This window comes from Photorhabdus antumapuensis (assembly GCF_020387775.1).
In the GTDB taxonomy this organism is placed as follows: domain Bacteria; phylum Pseudomonadota; class Gammaproteobacteria; order Enterobacterales; family Enterobacteriaceae; genus Photorhabdus; species Photorhabdus antumapuensis.
This window is the reverse complement of record NZ_JAHZMK010000045.1, coordinates 1-17,179: the sequence shown is the minus strand read 5'-3', so window position 1 is coordinate 17,179 and position 17,179 is coordinate 1. Positions and strand designations below refer to the sequence as shown.

The following is a 17,179-nucleotide window of genomic DNA, read 5'->3' as shown; positions in this document are numbered from 1 at the left end:
CACGTTAGCTAATTAAATGCCCTCCCTTTTGGAGGGCATTCAGCTTATTGACAAAGCGCTAATTTTTTCGGCTCATAGCTTTAATCAGCTTCCATTCACCAAACGGAACTGAACTTGCCGCCACGTTAGACTCCCTCCTCACAAATTTTTCCTCCTGAAAAAAGCTTGCTTGAAGGTTTTGTTCCTCACAACCAATCTGGTTTGTGGCACCCAGCTATACGACGTAGGAACAGATACGCTGGGATTTCTTGCTATTATCGCACCGCTAGTTAAGTGTTTTTTAAATGAAATCGTACTTGTCCTACAGAGACTAGTGATAAGTTAAATTCAGGGTGAGGGATTACAATTATAGCTAGTAGGCTATATGTTGGTTTTGTGGTTTACAAACTATGAGAAATGAACATGTGGGAAGTTATAACAACAGGAGTGTTTGATGTCTGGTATAACGAACAGAGTGAAGAGTTACAAGATGATATTCTGGCGGCGCTGAAAATTTTGGGAGAGTATGGCCCGCAATTAGGCAGACCTTACGTTGATACGCTGTATGGCTCTAAATTTCCTAATATGAAAGAGTTGCGTTGGAAATCCAGTACGGGCGCTCTTCGCTTTTGATCCCTATCGGAATGCCATTGTTCTTTGCGCTGGCGATAAAACTGGACTGAATGAAAAACGGTTTTATAAGGATATGATAAAACTTGCTGATGCTGAATTTAAGAAGCATCTTGAAGAACTAAGAACTAAGAACTAAGAACTAAGAACTAAGAACTAAGAACTAAGAACTAAGAACTAAGAACTAAGAACTAAGAACTAAGAACTAAGAACTAAGAACTAAGAACTAACTAAACTAGAGAACTGATATGACTACACTTGATGAATTGCTTGAAAAACGCAGCCCTGAAAGCCGCCGTAGGATTGCTAAAAAAGTTGATGAAATGAAACGAGAGATAGGGCTTTATCAGATCCGCGAGGCTCTTGATGTTTCACAAACTGAACTGGCAACTGCACTTGGGGTCAAGCAACCGACTATTGCTAAAATGGAACAGCCTGGTAATAACCCCAAACTTTCAACATTGAAACGCTATGTTGCAGCGTTAGGTGGAGAGTTAAGCCTTGATGTTCAACTTCCTGATGGTAAACGTATCGTAGTCCATATTTGACCCTTGAATATTACGGCGTTGCCTCAGTGAAAGTGGTACGTGGTGCATCAAGCTTGGGTGCTTGATGCACGGAAAAAACTAAGTAAAACATTTGTACCTCCTAGTAGGAGTTTGCATTAACCTTCTCTGCCTGTGGTGAAAATCGGTACAAAGGATCATATAAATGTCTTCCTCTTTGCGAGGTTTTTTCTTTAAATCAAATGCAGGAAAAGCGAGAAAACCTGAATATCAATTTAATGAAAATGGGAAAGTTTAAATACGAGGCAGGAAACGGAAAAAACAATTAGATTTACAAAAATTGCGCAATGAAAACTATTCACTAAATAAATTCTTAATTAAAAATAATAAAGCCTTCGGAATGAAGATGGGTGTGGCCGAAGGCAGATATTTTCCTTTGTCAGAACAACAACAATCGTTGGTTTTCTCGGCTAGCGACCAGCAAACTATCAATGGTTAAGTGGTAGCTAATCGTACAGTGATTCAAGCGGTGTTTCATGCACATCGGAGCAAATACTAATGATCAGGTGCTCTATGAACTTGTCCGCGTAAAAATGATCTTAGTCATGCAAGAAATATTAATTCGGCATGCAGAAATAGCTCATCATATTTAACTTAGGGGGCTGGCCAATGTGATTATTTCATTTAAAGCCCTTCCACATAGAATTTATGAAAGATTATTCTTTTAGAACACCTATTTTTACCTGTGTTTTTGCATGATTAGGGGAGATTTAAATTTAATTTTTCAGGATAAATAATCGCAGTTTTTTCTCCTGCTGAATCTTTAAATTATGATACAGGTCATAAAATGCAATATTTCATGTTCATGTACTCTGAAATGAATATAAACTGAAAATGAGAGGCAATTAGCGCCAATATAAAATAACGAGATAAGAATATTGAAGCCAGGAAAAATGGAGTAACCTTGGTATGCGAAGATATAACGGAGGATAATTATATTCTGTTAAATAATCTTTATAAGCATGATATAGGAGACTTAGACTATTTCATTTGGAAGAATATTGAAGAAAAAATATAATCTCTCTAGTGAAATAAAAGCATTATCGTTTAAAAGAAACGATATATATTTGTCAATTCTTATAACAAGAAAGTGTGAATTTAGTCTTAAACATAGACGAGTGTCCATTAATATGCTTAGTGATTTTGGCATAGATGAAAGTGTAAAATCACGAACTTTGATAATAGAAAGTGCTAAACAAACACATCTGTGGAAGTAATAGGTTTGTCAAATACAGCTCCCTGTACAATTATATCTGTAATTGATTCTTGTCTTGCTATTAGGGAAAAATGCAGAATAGTCTTACCAAATCCTATTTATTCTGAACTACGAAGTAGACTGAGCAAACATAGTATTATAAATAAATTTAGCATGATGATTGCCTGGCATACCGAAGAAGATTTCAATTTGTGTCATGAAAATATATTTATTAGTAGAATCGACAAACGATAACGGAGTTTAAAATGGGATGTATTTTTTTTCACCCAGAATCTTCCTTTTAAAAAGATAAAATACTTTTATAATGAAAGTATTTCTATGTGTTCGTACCTAAGGGGCAGATAATTGAGGGCTATATAATAATTGCCACCAATAAATGTGAGACTGATTTAGGGGGGTACCGGTGCTTTGCAGAAATATATGAAGAAGAAGCAATAAAAGAACTGAAACAATTTAAGAATATAATAAATGATTTTTATCGCGAATATTACAATATAAGCAATCCTCTTTGTTATGAAAATGGACGAGCTGGCGGTTTAATACATAAATTAATTTCAAAAAATCAAAAGGTGGTTATTTTAACATTTTTTACTGAATATGACAAAAATCTTACATCTCATTACTTACATTCTTCGCATAATGATAATATGTATTCATTTATAAAACTTTATTCAAAGCGAGCTAATGAGGATATTGCTTTTTGCAATAAATTATCAGCGATTCCAATACATGGTAAAATTTTAGATTGCATTTACAGAACCGATTAATACGGTGAACCTATGTATAAAAATTCTGCCATGATTTATAGTGGCCTGATACATAAATCAGATTATGCATCCGATATGGCTCAAGAGCTCATCGACAAAATATTGTTAAATTATCAACCTGATTATATACATGCCCCTTTGGGAATAGGTCGACATGTGGATCACATCATAATAAACAATCTGGTACATAACATAACTGGTTCACGTAAGTTCAAAATATTATTTTATGAAGGTTTCCCCTATGTTTTAGGTCAATACCCTGTTATTAACCCCGATGGTTTGGAAAGTGCTTTATTAAGAAATAACAAATTTGATAAGCACGCCATATTGGTGGATATTGATTTAAAAGAAAAAATGCAAAACATTCTCTTTTATGAATCTCAATTAGAACCTCTGTTTGATAATAAATCAAACATCTTAATTTCATTGGAAAAATATCATCATGTTATTAATAAAACAAAAATCCAAGAGCGTTTTTGGTTAATTAAGTAAAGGATTGATAATGAAAAAATATTCATAATATACCATGACCTTTTCTTGAATGGATATGGCGGGGTAGAAACGGTATGTTCTGATTTAATAAATTTGATTGACCGTACCAACATTGAAATTGATTTCATTTTCATCTCTCTAAATGAGACGAATAGAATTGAAAATCGTGATTGGCTATCTAATGCTCAATATATCGCCTTAGCGTCAAGCAGTTACGCGTCTCGTCAGGATATTGTATGCGAACTGTCCTTGGTATTAGAAAGATTTCACCCTGAGATTCTAATAAGTTTAGACACAACATCTTGTAATATTGCTCGACTCTCCTATGAAAAAATTAATTTCCCAGTAAAAACTTATTATTGGTTGCATACCTCCATTAGAAATCCTACCCGACAGAGAATTAAAGACTTATGCTGTGCTGACGAGCACCTTGTAATCAGTTCTGATTTAAGAGATCAAATGTTATCCTTTGGGATAAAAACAGAGAAGCTTCATCTTATTTTAACCCTATCAAAATGAACTCCTTTATAATTCCTCAACCAAAGCACATAGCCAGATTATTATATGTTGGAAGAATTCTTGCCTATAAGTCAAAAAATTTAACTGAACTATTTTTAGCGCTTTATCAATTACATGGTCATTGGGAATTACATATGGTAGGTTCTGGTGATGATGAAGGTTTTGGCATGGTATTAGCGGAAGCAATATCTTATGGTATCTATTGTATAAGTTCAGATTGTCAGTGTGGCCCGAACGATATCATCAATAATTTAAACGGTGAGCTTTATAAATCAGGTAATATTCTTGAATTATCTAAAAAATTACAACTTATTATTGATGAATGTAAAATAAGAGATCATCATGCAATAAAAAATTCTATTGCCTTTCTTTACGAAGATAATTTCCTGTTAAGAATCACTAAAGCTTTATCCCCCCCATCCCGACTAGAGAATGTGATGAAAGTTAAACCTGATGCCCTCCTCTTCGGAGAGCATTTGTTTTGTAAACGGTTTATCCCTTGTTTTTGATGCTGTTGATAAATGTTTCTCGTGCAGTTGAGGAGCCAAGGCGTTCTGCTTCATCTAGCAATTTGAGTGCCTTATCAATATTACCGTTATTAATTTCCTTTTTAATTGCATCATTGAAATAACGTTCTGTATCACTCAAGACCGGTTTGACTTTTTGCGGCGTAGACGGCGTTACGATGGGGTGTGTTGGCCCGACGATGATCGGTTCTTGTGCCGGACTTGAGAAGACTTGACCAATTGTAATGTTGCTGGCGTTCTGTTCTGATCTCACTTTCAGCTTCAACGTACCGGTTTGCGTATGACGGGCAACGGGATCTGGAATAGCGGGAACGGCATTACCGACGCCTTGAGCGTAAGCTTTGGCGGGATCAATCATTTGTGTCGATTTCTGCAAATCGGTACGGGTGGTGTAGACCAGTATATAAATTTGTTGTTGCCCTAGTGCTGGTGTCAGTTTTAACTTGCCTTCCAGCCGATCGGTGGACATGACACCCGGACGTTCATATGGAAAATAACTGCTCGGGTAAAATGCGGCGGGGCGTAACCTTTGATCCAGTACTAAAACATTTGGTACGTAAACTTGTTTATCTTGTACTAAGCTGCTCAGGGTAATATCCAGAGAGCCTCGGTTTGCCGGCAGCGCGAATGCTGTGATTGGCCCCTGAATATCTCCCTCATTGAGATGCTGCGATGTGGCATTGAGGATAATGGTCTGCGTATCGTTTGAGTTAACTGGCTGCCAGTTCAGTTTTTGCAGTGCTGCTGTTGAGAGGGAAGGTGCAACAGCATCCTGTGTCGTGGTTGCCTTAGTTGTTGTAGTGATAGGTGTTGCATAGCTTATCAGAGGAGCTGCGCTACAGAGTAAGGCACTAAGACAAAATGAGATAAGTTTGGTTTTCATTTCTTACCTTTGTTCGGTTGAAAAAAAGAGACTGATATCCACGAGCAAAAGGCATATCAGTCCAAAGCGCTAATCGTGGCTAAATAACCCTGTTTACCTATACCCTTCATCTTTCAAGCTGCTGCTTTGTTGGCTACTTTCACTCACCCCAGTCACATAGTTATCTATGCTCCTGGGGATTCGTTCACTTGCCGCCGCGCTGCAACTCGAAATCTATTAGGTATAAAACCAGCCGTTTTTAATGGCATTACCACCAGGCTTCGAATTGTGCACCAAAGGTGAATTCATCATCGTTGCCACGGCTGAATTTATGTGTTGCTGTATCACGGTAGGCCATGCCAGTGGTGTAATTGTCGCCGTCTTCTTTCCTTGCATTACCCCATTTTTCATCCCACTTGGCATAGGTGACGAACAGACGGATAGCTGGACGGGACCAAATGCTGTCACCTGCCTGCCATTGTTGGGCTAGGGTGATTTTGTACTGATCATTGGTGTCATGAGTACGTTGGGATTTGACGTTATCATAACCAATATCCATCAAGGTACTCATCGTCGGTGTCCACTTGTACATCGGACGTACCCCAACCGTATACCATGTGTTGCCATTGTTGTTATCACGGTCAGTATCCTGATACATCGCTACGTACATGAGATCCCATTTTTCCGCGAGATTAATCGCGCCATGATTCAGGATTCGTAGCATATAACCGTCATTGTTTACACTAGCGCCTTCAGAGCGGCCACTGTTGTTAGAGGTCATGGAATCTGTTGCATACTGTACGACAAATTTGTTGAAGCCTCCGGACACGCTTTGTGTATGCTCGGCAGTAAACATGAAACCATCTTTGGACGCGTTGCGGTCAAGGTGATAGTTGTCCCGCGCATTAGCACGCCCATAGTCAAAACCAAGTTCCAGACTACCGCCAGGGTTCACTTCCAGGCCGGACAGACGTATGTCGTAGACATCGTTAGACGTGGGAATTTCATGGTTCCTACCGGCAATCCAGCCATGAGAACCGCCAGACTCGGTGTTACGGGTGACGGCCAGAGAGAGTTTGCTAAAGCCTAGATCGATATCTTGCAGGCCGGCACCGGGACCTGAGATATCCCAGTAGTAAAAGTCGATCATATGTACGTCATGACGCTGGTAGAAGCGTTTACCTGCCCACAGTGTTGAGCCCGGCAGCCAGTCGATGACGTTCTTCGCTTGAACATTCACTTCACGGAATGCAGGATCGGTGGATTCCCAATCATTTTTTTGCGCCACGGAATAAGCCACGTTGGTATCGAAGTAGAAGCTCTTATTGCCGTCCTTCCATAGCTCTTGGCCTAGTTTAAGCTCAGCATAGGTTTCACATTCATTACCTAAACGGTATTTGCTCTGTGCGCCGGTGCTTTGGAAACACTGTTGCTCACCGCCGCTGCCGGCCCAACCAATACCGGAACGGGCGTAGCCGTGGAATTCTACGGCTGACGCCTGAACAGACAGTAATCCAGCCATAATTGTTAGTGAGATAGGTAATATACGCATTGATTTCATCAATTATTCTCCTGTCGTTTTTTGATTAGCTCAGGCTTAAACACCGGGTTCTTTATGCAGACGCTGGCATGCCGTTCCGTCTTCCCGGAATAAATGGCAGCGGTGGGGAGGTAATCCGATGGTGAAGGTCGATCCTTCTTCCACCAATACAACATCAGGCTGGCGATAAACCAGATTCTGATGAATGGCCGGGATTTCAATGTGAACCTGGGTTTCATTTCCTAACTGCTCGACAACCTGCACTATGCCTTCCAACGTGACATCAGCGATATCACTTGGCAGAAGATGCTCAGGACGTATCCCCAGAGAGACATTACTGCCTACTTTTACACCATTGCTTTCTACGGGCAGCCAAATTTGCTGTCGGTTGGGCAGAGTAATCTGTACTTGATCAATAGCGGTAGCCGTGACTTTAACTGGCAGGAAATTCATTTTGGGTGAACCAATAAAGCTGGCGACAAAGCGATTAACCGGGTAATGGTAAAGTTCAAGAGGTTTGCCAATCTGGGCAACATCTCCACCATCCAGTACCACGATTCTGTCGGCCAGCGTCATCGCTTCAACCTGATCGTGGGTGACATAAATCATCGTACGTTGCAATCGTTTGTGCAGGCGTGAGATCTCAATGCGCATTTGGACCCGCAGCGCGGCGTCCAGGTTGGAAAGCGGTTCGTCTAACAGAAAAACACTGGGTTCAGCGACCAGAGTACGGCCAATAGCAACGCGTTGACGTTGCCCACCTGATAGGGCTTTAGGGCGGCGATCAAGCAGGTGAGCGAGTTGAAGCATCTCGGCAATTTGCTTTACCCGTTGCTGAATATCACTTTTTTTGGCGCCAGCCAGCTTCATGCCGAATGACATATTGTCTGCAACAGACAGGTGGGGATACAGTGCATAAGACTGAAAAACCATCCCAACGCCGCGTTTAGCGGGTGGCACATCGTTCATTCGGATGTTATTGATCAGCAAATCACCGGAAGTCACATCTTCCAGACCCGCAATCATCCTTAATATTGTCGATTTTCCACAACCTGATGGACCGACAAAGACGATGAATTCTCCTTCTTGTATCTCAAGGTTGATGTTCTTGGAAATAATAGTTTCACCATAAGCCTTCGATACATTATGTAATGTGACGCTCGACATGTGTTCCCCCGGACTTATCACCGCAATTCGCGGTGAAAAATGATAAACCAGAGTGTGTTTAAGATGACGGGTGAGTAAATCCTCCATACTCAAGTTTTTTATGGGGGAGGAGTTAGGAGGATGAGATAAGCGTTGTTGAGTTGGTTAGGTATGAGCTACTGGATAAATTGTGATATTTATCGCAAAAAAAGATGCCCCTTTTTGTGGTCAACGGCACGGTTCTGCTGTTTTTGTAATAGAGATCACAGCCATTCCGGGCAGGGAGTAGAGTAGGGGAGGATGAGACTTTCCATTGTTGATTGCACACTAGATCAGCATTCTCCGCCAATGTAACAAAACAGTTCACCCTGAACCTATTCAAACTACTATAAGGACGGAATGATGATAAAAACAACCTTAAAAGTAGGCGCCCGTACCTTAGCGCTTTCTGTTTTAGCTTCACTGGTACTTTCTGCCTCTGTTTTTGCAAAAATTGAAGAAGGTAAGCTAGTTATCTGGATCAACGGCGATAAAGGCTACAATGGCCTGGCACAAGTTGGTGAGAAATTTGAAAAAGATACGGGTGTCAATGTTACTGTTGAGCATCCAAACAAGTTTGAAGAGAAGTATTCACAAGTCGCAGCAACCGGTGATGGGCCGGATATTATTTTCTGGGCTCATGACCGTTTTGGCGGCTACGCCCAGTCTGGGTTGGTGGCGGAAATCACGCCGGATCAGAACTTCAAGGATAAGTTATTTCCATTCACTTGGGATGCTGTACGTTACGACGGTAAACTGGTCGGTTATCCTATCGCCGTTGAAGCCCTCTCTCTTATCTACAATAAAGACTTGGTGAAGACCCCGCCAAAAACTTGGGAAGAGATCCCTGATCTGGATAAGGAACTGAAGAGTAAAGGCAAAAGTGCCATTATGTTTAATCTTCAAGAGCCTTATTTCTCTTGGCCGCTGATTGCTGCGGACGGGGGATATGCTTTCAAGTTGGAAAATGGCGCATACGATGTGAAAAACGCCGGAGTGAATAATGCAGGTTCCAAGGCAGGGCTGAATTTTATTATAGATTTAGTGAAAAATAAGCATCTGAACGCGGATGCTGATTATTCCATTGCCGAAGCCGCGTTCAACAAAGGTGAAACGGCGATGACCATCAACGGTCCGTGGACGTGGTCTAACATCGACAAAAATAATATAAATTACGGCGTGGCGTTGTTGCCAACCTTTAAAGGTCATCCGTCTAAACCGTTTGTCGGCATATTGACGGCGGGTATCAATGCCGCCAGCCCGAATAAAGAGCTAGCGAAGGAGTTCTTGGAAAACTATTTGCTGACCAACGAAGGTCTGGAGATGGTGAACAAGGATAAACCGTTGGGAGCTGTGGCACTGAAATCCTATCAGGATATTCTGGCCAAGGACCCACGTATTGCTGCCACGATGGAAAATGCTCAAAAAGGCGAAATCATGCCGAATGTCTCACAAATGAGCAGTTTTTGGTATGCCATGCGCAGCGCTGTTGTTAATGCGTTGACTGGCCGTCAGACCGTTGATGCCGCATTAAGTGACGCGGAAGCCCGCATAACCAAGTAACTTGTGGGCGCTCTTCTCCCGAGAAGGGTGTCTCTTTCCTGCAACCAGTAAGGATGCCTGTTTGCAGGAAGATTGATTAAGCTATCCGCAAAGCTGTTACGTCGTAGTAAAAAGGAAGAGCATTATGTCAGCGACGCTCGAAAAAACATCATGGTGGCAGCATTCTGCTCTGAAATGGTTTGCAGTGAGCCTGTGTATACTCTTTACCGGTTATCTGGTGGTATTGATGTACTCACAGGGAGAGTATCTATTCGCAATACTGACACTGGTATTGTTAGGAATGGGGACTTACGTTTTTGCCAACCGCAATACTTATGCCTGGCGCTATGTTTATCCGGGTATAGCAGGAATGGGATTGTTTGTCCTGTTTCCGCTTATTTGCACCATCGCCATCGCCTTTACCAACTATAGCAGTACCAATCAACTGACTTTTGAACGTGCACAATCTGTCCTGATGAGTCGTCAGTATCAATCAGGGCAAACATTGACTTTTAAGCTTTACCCAAAATCGGGCCTGTGGGTTTTGGCACTGAGCGCACCGGGCCAGACTAAACAACTGGTATCCGAGCCATTTTCTCTGTCAGTAATAAAAGAGACGACTTTACACTTGCACGAGCAGGACAACATTGAGAACGGTGAAGCTGCGACATTGCGCATTATCACCCAGAATCGACAGGCGCTGAACCAGTTAGTTGCTGTTTTACCGGATGGTAACCGGCTGAGAATGAGTTCACTGCGTCAATTCTCTGGTGTGCATCCTCAATACTCTCTTGGGGAAGATGGCAAGACTCTTACTAACAATCAAACAGGTACGCTTTATCGCCCCAATATTGATACCGGTTTCTATCAGTCTGTCAATGCTGAGGGAAGATGGGGAAATGAGACTTTGACGCCAGGATTTACTGTTTCCATCGGCTGGAAAAATTTCCTGCGTGTGATCCAGGATGAAGGTATTCAGAAACCGTTCCTCGCTATTTTTGTTTGGACGGTTGTCTTTTCTCTGTTCACTGTGGTACTGACAGTCGCTGTTGGCATGGTTCTGGCTTGCATTGTGCAGTGGGAGGCGTTGAAAGGCCGTGGTGTTTATCGCATGCTACTGATTCTGCCTTATGCAGTGCCATCATTTATTTCTATTTTGATTTTTAAGGGATTGTTTAATCAGAGTTTCGGTGAGATCAATCTGTTGCTTAACGGCCTGTTCGGTCTTAAACCTGCTTGGCTTACCGATCCAACGATGGCCCGAACTATGCTGATTATAGTGAATACCTGGCTTGGGTATCCCTACATGATGATCCTCTGCATGGGATTGTTAAAAGCAATACCCGACGATTTGTATGAAGCGTCGGCAATGGATGGGGCGGGGCCGTTGCAGAATTTTTTCAAGATTACCTTCCCATTGCTGATTAAACCACTGACTCCGCTGATGATTGCCAGTTTTGCTTTTAACTTTAACAACTTTGTTCTGATTCAGTTGTTAACCAATGGTAGGCCGGATCGCATTGGCACCACGACACCGGCAGGCTATACCGATTTATTGGTGAACTATACCTACCGTATTGCTTTCGATGGGGGTAGTGGTCAGGATTTTGGTTTGGCTGCGGCGATTGCCACAGTGATCTTTTTACTGGTGGGCGCGCTGGCGATTATTAACTTGAAAGCTACCCGCATTAAATTTGACTAAGGAGGGAATGCAATGGCGATGGTTCAACCCAAATCACAGAAATGGCGTGTGTTGGCGACACATTTGTTGATGTTATCCTTTATTGCCATGATTTTATTCCCGCTGCTAATGGTTATTACTATCTCTCTGCGGCCGGGGAATTTTGCCACGGGTAGTTTGATCCCGGAAAGCATTTCCTGGGAGCATTGGAAATTAGCACTTGGCTACAGCGTGGTGTCACCAGATGGTCATGTTACACCGCCACCTTTCCCAGTTATGCTATGGCTCTGGAACTCTGTTAAGGTCGCCTTTATTACCGCCGTAGGTATCGTTACATTATCAACTACCTGTGCTTATGCCTTTGCCCGTATGCGTTTTCGCGGTAAAAGTACCTTATTGAAAGGCATGCTCATTTTTCAGATGTTCCCGGCTGTACTTTTCTTGGTGGCGCTATATGCCTTGTTTGATCGTTTGGGGGAATATGTACCGTTTATCGGTCTTAATACCCACGGTGGCGTGATTTTTGCTTACCTGGGGGGCATTGCGTTGCATGTCTGGACCATTAAAGGTTATTTCGAGACCATTGATGGCTCCCTGGAAGAGGCGGCTGCGCTTGATGGCGCGACGCCGTGGCAGGCTTTCCGTATGGTGTTGCTACCGCTTTCTGTACCAATTCTGGCAGTAGTATTCATTCTTTCCTTCATTGGTGTTATTACGGAAGTGCCTGTTGCTTCACTGCTTCTCAGAGATGTGAGCAATTACACTTTGGCTGTCGGCATGCAACAGTACCTTAACCCACAGAACTATCTTTGGGGCGATTTTGCCGCCGCCGCTGTGCTCTCAGCGCTTCCTATCACCATCGTCTTCTTGGTTGCCCAACGCTGGCTAGTCAATGGTTTGACCGCAGGGGGAGTAAAAGGCTGATCGCAATATTCATCAATGCGAATCCCTTTAATACTTTGAGATTAAAGGGATGCACGGAAGTATCAATTATTGCTGGTGGTGAACTTGACGATTTAATTGCCATGACAGGAGATCGGTAAATACCTGCCAACGTTGGAACTGTTTGGTTTGGTCTGCTGTCATTGGCTGGGGTTCACCGAGTAATAATCCTGTTTGATTTGCCCATGGTCGAAATTCACCTTTGCCGATCATGATATAAGCCCCTTGCGGTGTAATAGTGACTTCTGGGTTATATCCTTGACACCAGATAGGGTCCAGATGTTCAGCCAGCAAATTACAACCGGTACGGTAGTAAGCCGTATGTGACAAACTCAAGTGATAGAGCGTTGGCCAGATGTCTTTATGACTGCCGACTCTGGTCGCATCAAAGATCGTGTTTTGGCGATAAGCGGGTGGCACGTAGAGATAAAAGGGTACGCCGTGGCCGATTGCCAGTTCATGAGCATCTGGATAACTAATACCCCGAATATTATGGTCACCGGTTGCTGCGATAATAGTATGAGAAGCTAGTGACTGAGATTTTACCCAACCAATAAATTGTCCCAATTGATCATTGGCGTAACGCAGGGTATGAAAAACCTCTTGTAACTCATTACCACTAGCCAAATGACTTAAACGTTGTTTCTCGGCATCACTCAGCTTGATGTCGGTTTTCTGATAGCCTTCCGGTGATCTATACGGTGGGTGATGGGTAGTAGACAATGACATAATCAGAACATGTTCCCCGTTCTTTTCTGCCTGAATCAGGCGATCTTTAATATAACGGAACATGAATTCATCAGGCACTCCCCAAGTGCCAAATTTGGCTTCTGGATAGCGTTTTTTCAGCCCATTCTGATCGATAAATTCACTGACTCCCAGGTTTGGTAGGAACTGGTTCAAATTACGCCATGCTCCGTTACCGGATGTGGCGAAGATGATTTTATAACCATTTGCCAGATAGGGTTTGAACATATTGCTGGTGAAATCGAGATCCTGAGCTGTGGATTGACTGATTGTACTGTTCGGGCTGCGAATCAAAAAACGGCTCAAGCTGTCAATGGTGCCATCCCCTTCAGAAACGAAACGTTCAAAATGCCAGTCGTTTTGCCAGTGCTGGCGTAGGGTGCCAAAAACATCAAGGTCTGGGCGATCCAAGCTTTGTAGGTGATAACCCATACTCTCCATGACGTTAAATATTACGTGAGGCGGATTTTTCTGAGCGGTGGGATTATCGGCGGTTTTAGCCATAAACGGTGACAGATTCGCGGGGGTTGGCTTCTCCATAAAATGGTTTAATAACCAGCCACCTTGTTCATCTGTTGCTTCTGGGAAGTAGCTGTTTTTGTAATGATCATTAAACGCCCAGTTCAGTGCCATTGGAGCATTAGGTGTCAGCATATTAAGCATTTTGACTTCTGAAACTTGTGTATTGGACTGACGTAGTGGAAAGGTACCTATGGAGCCTCGCATACCAATGAAGCAGACAGTCAAAATAACCAGTGTCGCTATAGCCGAAATGGGCAGGTTGGTTTTGCGCGTTGTGTGTGAAATAAGATAGCGTTGCCAGAGCAGACTGAGCCAGAAAACAATAACGGCGAACAGGGCTAAACAGAGCAAACTTTCGATAATAGGATAGTCATTCCATAGGGTGTGCAGCACGGCTTGCGTATCATCTTCCACTAAGCCGAAGATGAAAATATCGAACGACCGTTCATAAGTGGCATAGTAGTAAACATTACTTACCGTCAAAGCCCCGACCACGGTATTGAGTGTTGTTGCTAACCACGGATAGGCGTGTTGCCATATGTTGAAGCTGTTTTTATTAATGGCAAATAAGCCAGCAATCAGCAAACAAGGCACAAACAGCAGACTGGCAATACGAATATCAAACAGCCCTCCGATCCAGAACATTCGTTCCACATCTTGAGTAGAGTCAGTAAAAAGCTGGTAGCTGCCATAAGTTAAGAGAAGATAGATTCTTCCCGCCATTTGCGTTGCTACCGTTAGCAGCCAGGGAAGTAACAGCACGATAAAAGCTTGTTTAAATCTAGAAAACCACATAATGCCTTCTTATTGTAATAGATTGATAAGGTTAATTTAATATTTATCAGATCAAGATCCTATCTTATTCAGCAAGTCACTGCCTATCCCTAGGTTATTTTATTTGCTGTTTTTTGCAGTAGAGTAGTCATTGGCCAGATATAAACGATTGAAGGGTGGTTCAGATTGCAAACCATCTTTACCTCGAAAAGGCACTCCTGCCGATATAAGGTGGGAGTGGAATGTCGATGAGGCGTCAGCTTGGCTGATTTTGAATGCACTTTACATATATGCAAAGGAGTATAGTAATGACTAACTGTTCAAAGATTATTCGTTCAAATACTATCCGATCAAATACTATCAGGTTGGTTATGCCACAGTGGCAGGGGGGAAATAATCCGGCATACAAATTTGGTGCGGAAATGCTGAACTGGCTTGCACCAGAAACGGATGCACCTGTTATTCATGTACCAATCCGGGAACCCGCTGAGCCCCTCTCTGTAGAAAATGGCATCATCGGAAGGGAAGCACTTAAAACTCAGCTTAACAGCGTCTGGAAAATTATTCGTGAATATAAGCCAGATAATATCGTCACGTTTGGTGGCGACTGTCTTGTCGATCTCGCCCCTTTTGCCTGGCTGAGTGAGCACTGGGGAGAGAAACTAGGGATACTGTGGATTGATTCACATCCTGATGTTATGACTCCCGCTCAATTTCAGAATGCTCACGCTCATGTTCTTGGAGCTCTGATGGGCAATGGCGATCCCGATCTGACAACCACAGTGACTCGCCCAGTATCCTCCCGGAGAGTCATGATTGCAGGAATACACAGCCCGCTGGAATATGAGAAAAAATTTATTGCTGATAATGCAATCAGAACCTGTTCTCCGGATGAGGTCAGAGCAGGAGGCGAGTCAGTAATGAAGTGGATTGAAGAAGAAAAAATCGAATGTCTGGCGATTCATATTGATTTAGATGTACTGGATGAACATAACTTCCGTTCCGTATTGTTTGCTCGTCCGGGTGCCTGTGAGCATGATTTTGGTGGTATCGCTAAAGGTAAACTTAACATTCCTGATGTGCTGACTCTTATCCAAAAGGCAGCCTCTCGGGCTAACGTTGTTGGACTGGGGATTGCAGAACACCTTCCTTGGGATGCCATGAATCTTAAAGACATGCTTAAACAGCTTCCTTTAATAGGACGTTCAGATTAGTTGAAATATCGAATTGCTTTGTGATGACGCTGGGGAGGGATTCTCACGTCTGGTTGCAAATTTGCTGCAACAAAATCAACTTACAGCAAACAATAATTACTGCCTAATAAAAAATTTAATTTTTTACCAACGTTCGTGAATCATTGTTATGTATAAAGACAGAAGAAAGCTTATTTATCGCCAGCCAAATATACCGGATTAATATCTTAACGCTTTTGGGGTTTTATATTTTCTCCGCATCAGGTGAAAATTGACGGCGATTTTTATTCACTCCATATATTATTAGCCATTTTGTGTGATGTTTGTCGTATTTTTCCATGTTCATATGATAAATATCATGATCTTGTGGCCATAAAATTTAGAGGGCGAAATTCTCTGTTATTTATTTCCACTCCACTCAGCTAGAAGCGGTTTATTGTTCTCTCTAACGTCCATGTATTCAGTGATGGGTATTTTACGCTGTCATTTTTTACTGAGGAACAGGCTGACGCTATTTTTGTATTCAGCGCCATACAGTTGCAACACCGGCTCAGTAATATGAAGAAGCGCTATACGGTGTTATTTAAAAGAGCCGCATGTGATGACGCGTTTAATGGCCTCTGGCGTTATCCCCGTTTCAGGATTATGGTTCAATGATGTAAGGTTTCAAATATGGATGGATTAGTTTTCACCTGTCGAATTGGCGCACTATCCCAAACAACTTTTCAGGTATCGCAATTTACCTTGCAGGAAGAGCTATCACAGCTTTATAGCCTGACGTTAAAGGTGGTGAGTTCACGTGACGATATTCCCCTGAATGAACAACTGGGTCGCCGTGCATCCTTGACTATTACCCGTAATGGCGTGGCCGAACGGACCATTAACGGTTTGATAGCCAGTGCTGAACAGGGTAATACCGACGGCCGTCGCACTTTTTATATTTTCACTATCTGCCCCGAAATGTGGCTGATGACGCTGAATCAGGATAGCCGTATTTTCCATTGGCAGTCCGTGCCGGAAATTTTAACGAAATTGCTGAAAGAGCATCATATTCTCTTTGTCCGCGATACGCTCTATAAACGCTATACCGAACGGGAATACACCACGCAAAAACGTGAATCGGCCTATGATTTTTGGTGCAGGCTGGCGGCGGAAGAAGGCATAGTCTTCTGGTTTGAGGAAAAACAGATGTTGTTCTGTGATTGCCATCTGGGCATGCAGGCGGATATCCAGCTCACTTACAATACTCACCCTGAAACCGACGAGACCGATACCACGGCGTACCAGTGGAGTTATGGCGAATACCTGTGCCCGAATGGCACGGTCCAGAAAGACCATAATTTTCTGAACCCCAAATATGCGCTCGAGCATCAGAAGCAGGCCGACGATAGCGGGTACGATTCGGTGTTTGAAAGTTACGGGCGTTTCCAGCGGGATGCGGAAGGAGAATCTTTCACCCGACTGCGGCTGGAGTGTTGTGGTCAATAAAAATTGG

The 17,179-nt window shown here is 42.7% G+C and carries 14 protein-coding genes and 1 pseudogene; 11 read left to right on the top strand and 4 right to left on the bottom strand.

Annotated features, from left to right (window positions below):
* The first annotated feature begins 396 nt into the window (after positions 1-396).
* From KZ793_RS17025 to KZ793_RS17000, 6 genes and pseudogenes are all read left to right on the top strand, one after another.
* A pseudogene (locus tag KZ793_RS17025) lies at positions 397-748 on the top strand (type II toxin-antitoxin system RelE/ParE family toxin).
* 109 nt (positions 749-857) lie between these two features.
* Complete coding sequence (locus tag KZ793_RS17020) at positions 858-1,157, top strand: helix-turn-helix domain-containing protein (protein WP_132348327.1); 300 nt, start codon at positions 858-860, stop codon at positions 1,155-1,157.
* A 1,554-nt stretch (positions 1,158-2,711) separates the two neighbouring features.
* A complete protein-coding gene (locus KZ793_RS17015) occupies positions 2,712-3,158 on the top strand; it encodes a hypothetical protein (protein ID WP_225816421.1) in 447 nt (148 codons plus the stop codon).
* A 12-nt stretch (positions 3,159-3,170) separates the two neighbouring features.
* The gene (locus KZ793_RS17010; RefSeq protein ID WP_225816420.1) at positions 3,171-3,650 is read left to right on the top strand and encodes a PIG-L family deacetylase; all 480 of its coding nucleotides are present in this window, start codon (positions 3,171-3,173) and stop codon (positions 3,648-3,650) included.
* 45 nt (positions 3,651-3,695) lie between these two features.
* Positions 3,696-4,169 (top strand): hypothetical protein, encoded by a 474-nt coding sequence (locus KZ793_RS17005; RefSeq protein ID WP_225816419.1) that lies wholly within the window; start codon positions 3,696-3,698, stop codon positions 4,167-4,169.
* A gap of 134 nt (positions 4,170-4,303) precedes the next feature.
* On the top strand, positions 4,304-4,678 hold the full coding sequence (locus tag KZ793_RS17000) for a glycosyltransferase (RefSeq protein WP_225816418.1): 375 nt from the start codon (positions 4,304-4,306) through the stop codon (positions 4,676-4,678).
* Here KZ793_RS17000 and malM read toward each other — a convergent pair.
* The 3 genes from malM to malK all read right to left on the bottom strand — a co-directional run bounded on the left by malM (position 4,662) and on the right by malK (position 8,265).
* Positions 4,662-5,579 carry a maltose operon protein MalM gene (gene malM / locus KZ793_RS16995; protein WP_225816417.1) on the bottom strand — a complete coding sequence of 306 codons (918 nt, stop codon included), beginning with the start codon at positions 5,577-5,579 and terminating at the stop codon, positions 4,662-4,664. The genes KZ793_RS17000 and malM overlap by 17 nt on opposite strands.
* Before the next feature lie 247 nt (positions 5,580-5,826).
* A complete protein-coding gene (locus KZ793_RS16990) occupies positions 5,827-7,119 on the bottom strand; it encodes a maltoporin (protein WP_225816416.1) in 1,293 nt (430 codons plus the stop codon).
* Between the two features lie 36 nt (positions 7,120-7,155).
* Positions 7,156-8,265 carry a maltose/maltodextrin ABC transporter ATP-binding protein MalK gene (gene malK, locus KZ793_RS16985; RefSeq protein ID WP_225816415.1) on the bottom strand — a complete coding sequence of 370 codons (1,110 nt, stop codon included), beginning with the start codon at positions 8,263-8,265 and terminating at the stop codon, positions 7,156-7,158.
* A gap of 381 nt (positions 8,266-8,646) precedes the next feature.
* On the opposite strand from malK, the gene malE reads away from it, so the two are divergent.
* From malE to malG, 3 genes are all read left to right on the top strand, one after another.
* Complete coding sequence (malE, locus tag KZ793_RS16980; RefSeq protein ID WP_225816414.1) at positions 8,647-9,846, top strand: maltose/maltodextrin ABC transporter substrate-binding protein MalE; 1,200 nt, start codon at positions 8,647-8,649, stop codon at positions 9,844-9,846.
* Between the two features lie 124 nt (positions 9,847-9,970).
* Positions 9,971-11,527 (top strand): maltose ABC transporter permease MalF, encoded by a 1,557-nt coding sequence (gene malF, locus KZ793_RS16975; protein WP_225816413.1) that lies wholly within the window; start codon positions 9,971-9,973, stop codon positions 11,525-11,527.
* A gap of 12 nt (positions 11,528-11,539) precedes the next feature.
* Positions 11,540-12,430, top strand: coding sequence for a maltose ABC transporter permease MalG (malG, locus tag KZ793_RS16970; protein WP_225816412.1), 891 nt, complete (start codon positions 11,540-11,542; stop codon positions 12,428-12,430).
* Positions 12,431-12,496: 66 nt separating this feature from the next.
* Here malG and KZ793_RS16965 read toward each other — a convergent pair whose 3' ends face one another.
* Positions 12,497-14,512: an LTA synthase family protein gene (locus tag KZ793_RS16965; protein ID WP_225816411.1), complete on the bottom strand. Its 2,016-nt coding sequence runs from the start codon at positions 14,510-14,512 to the stop codon at positions 12,497-12,499.
* Positions 14,513-14,799: 287 nt separating this feature from the next.
* Between KZ793_RS16965 and KZ793_RS16960 the strand changes: the two genes are divergently transcribed.
* Positions 14,800-15,705, top strand: a complete 906-nt coding sequence (locus KZ793_RS16960) for an arginase family protein (protein WP_255619406.1) — start codon at positions 14,800-14,802, stop codon at positions 15,703-15,705.
* Between the two features lie 651 nt (positions 15,706-16,356).
* Positions 16,357-17,172, top strand: coding sequence for a type VI secretion system tip protein TssI/VgrG (tssI, locus tag KZ793_RS16955; RefSeq protein ID WP_225816410.1), 816 nt, complete (start codon positions 16,357-16,359; stop codon positions 17,170-17,172).
* Positions 17,173-17,179: the final 7 nt, after the last annotated feature.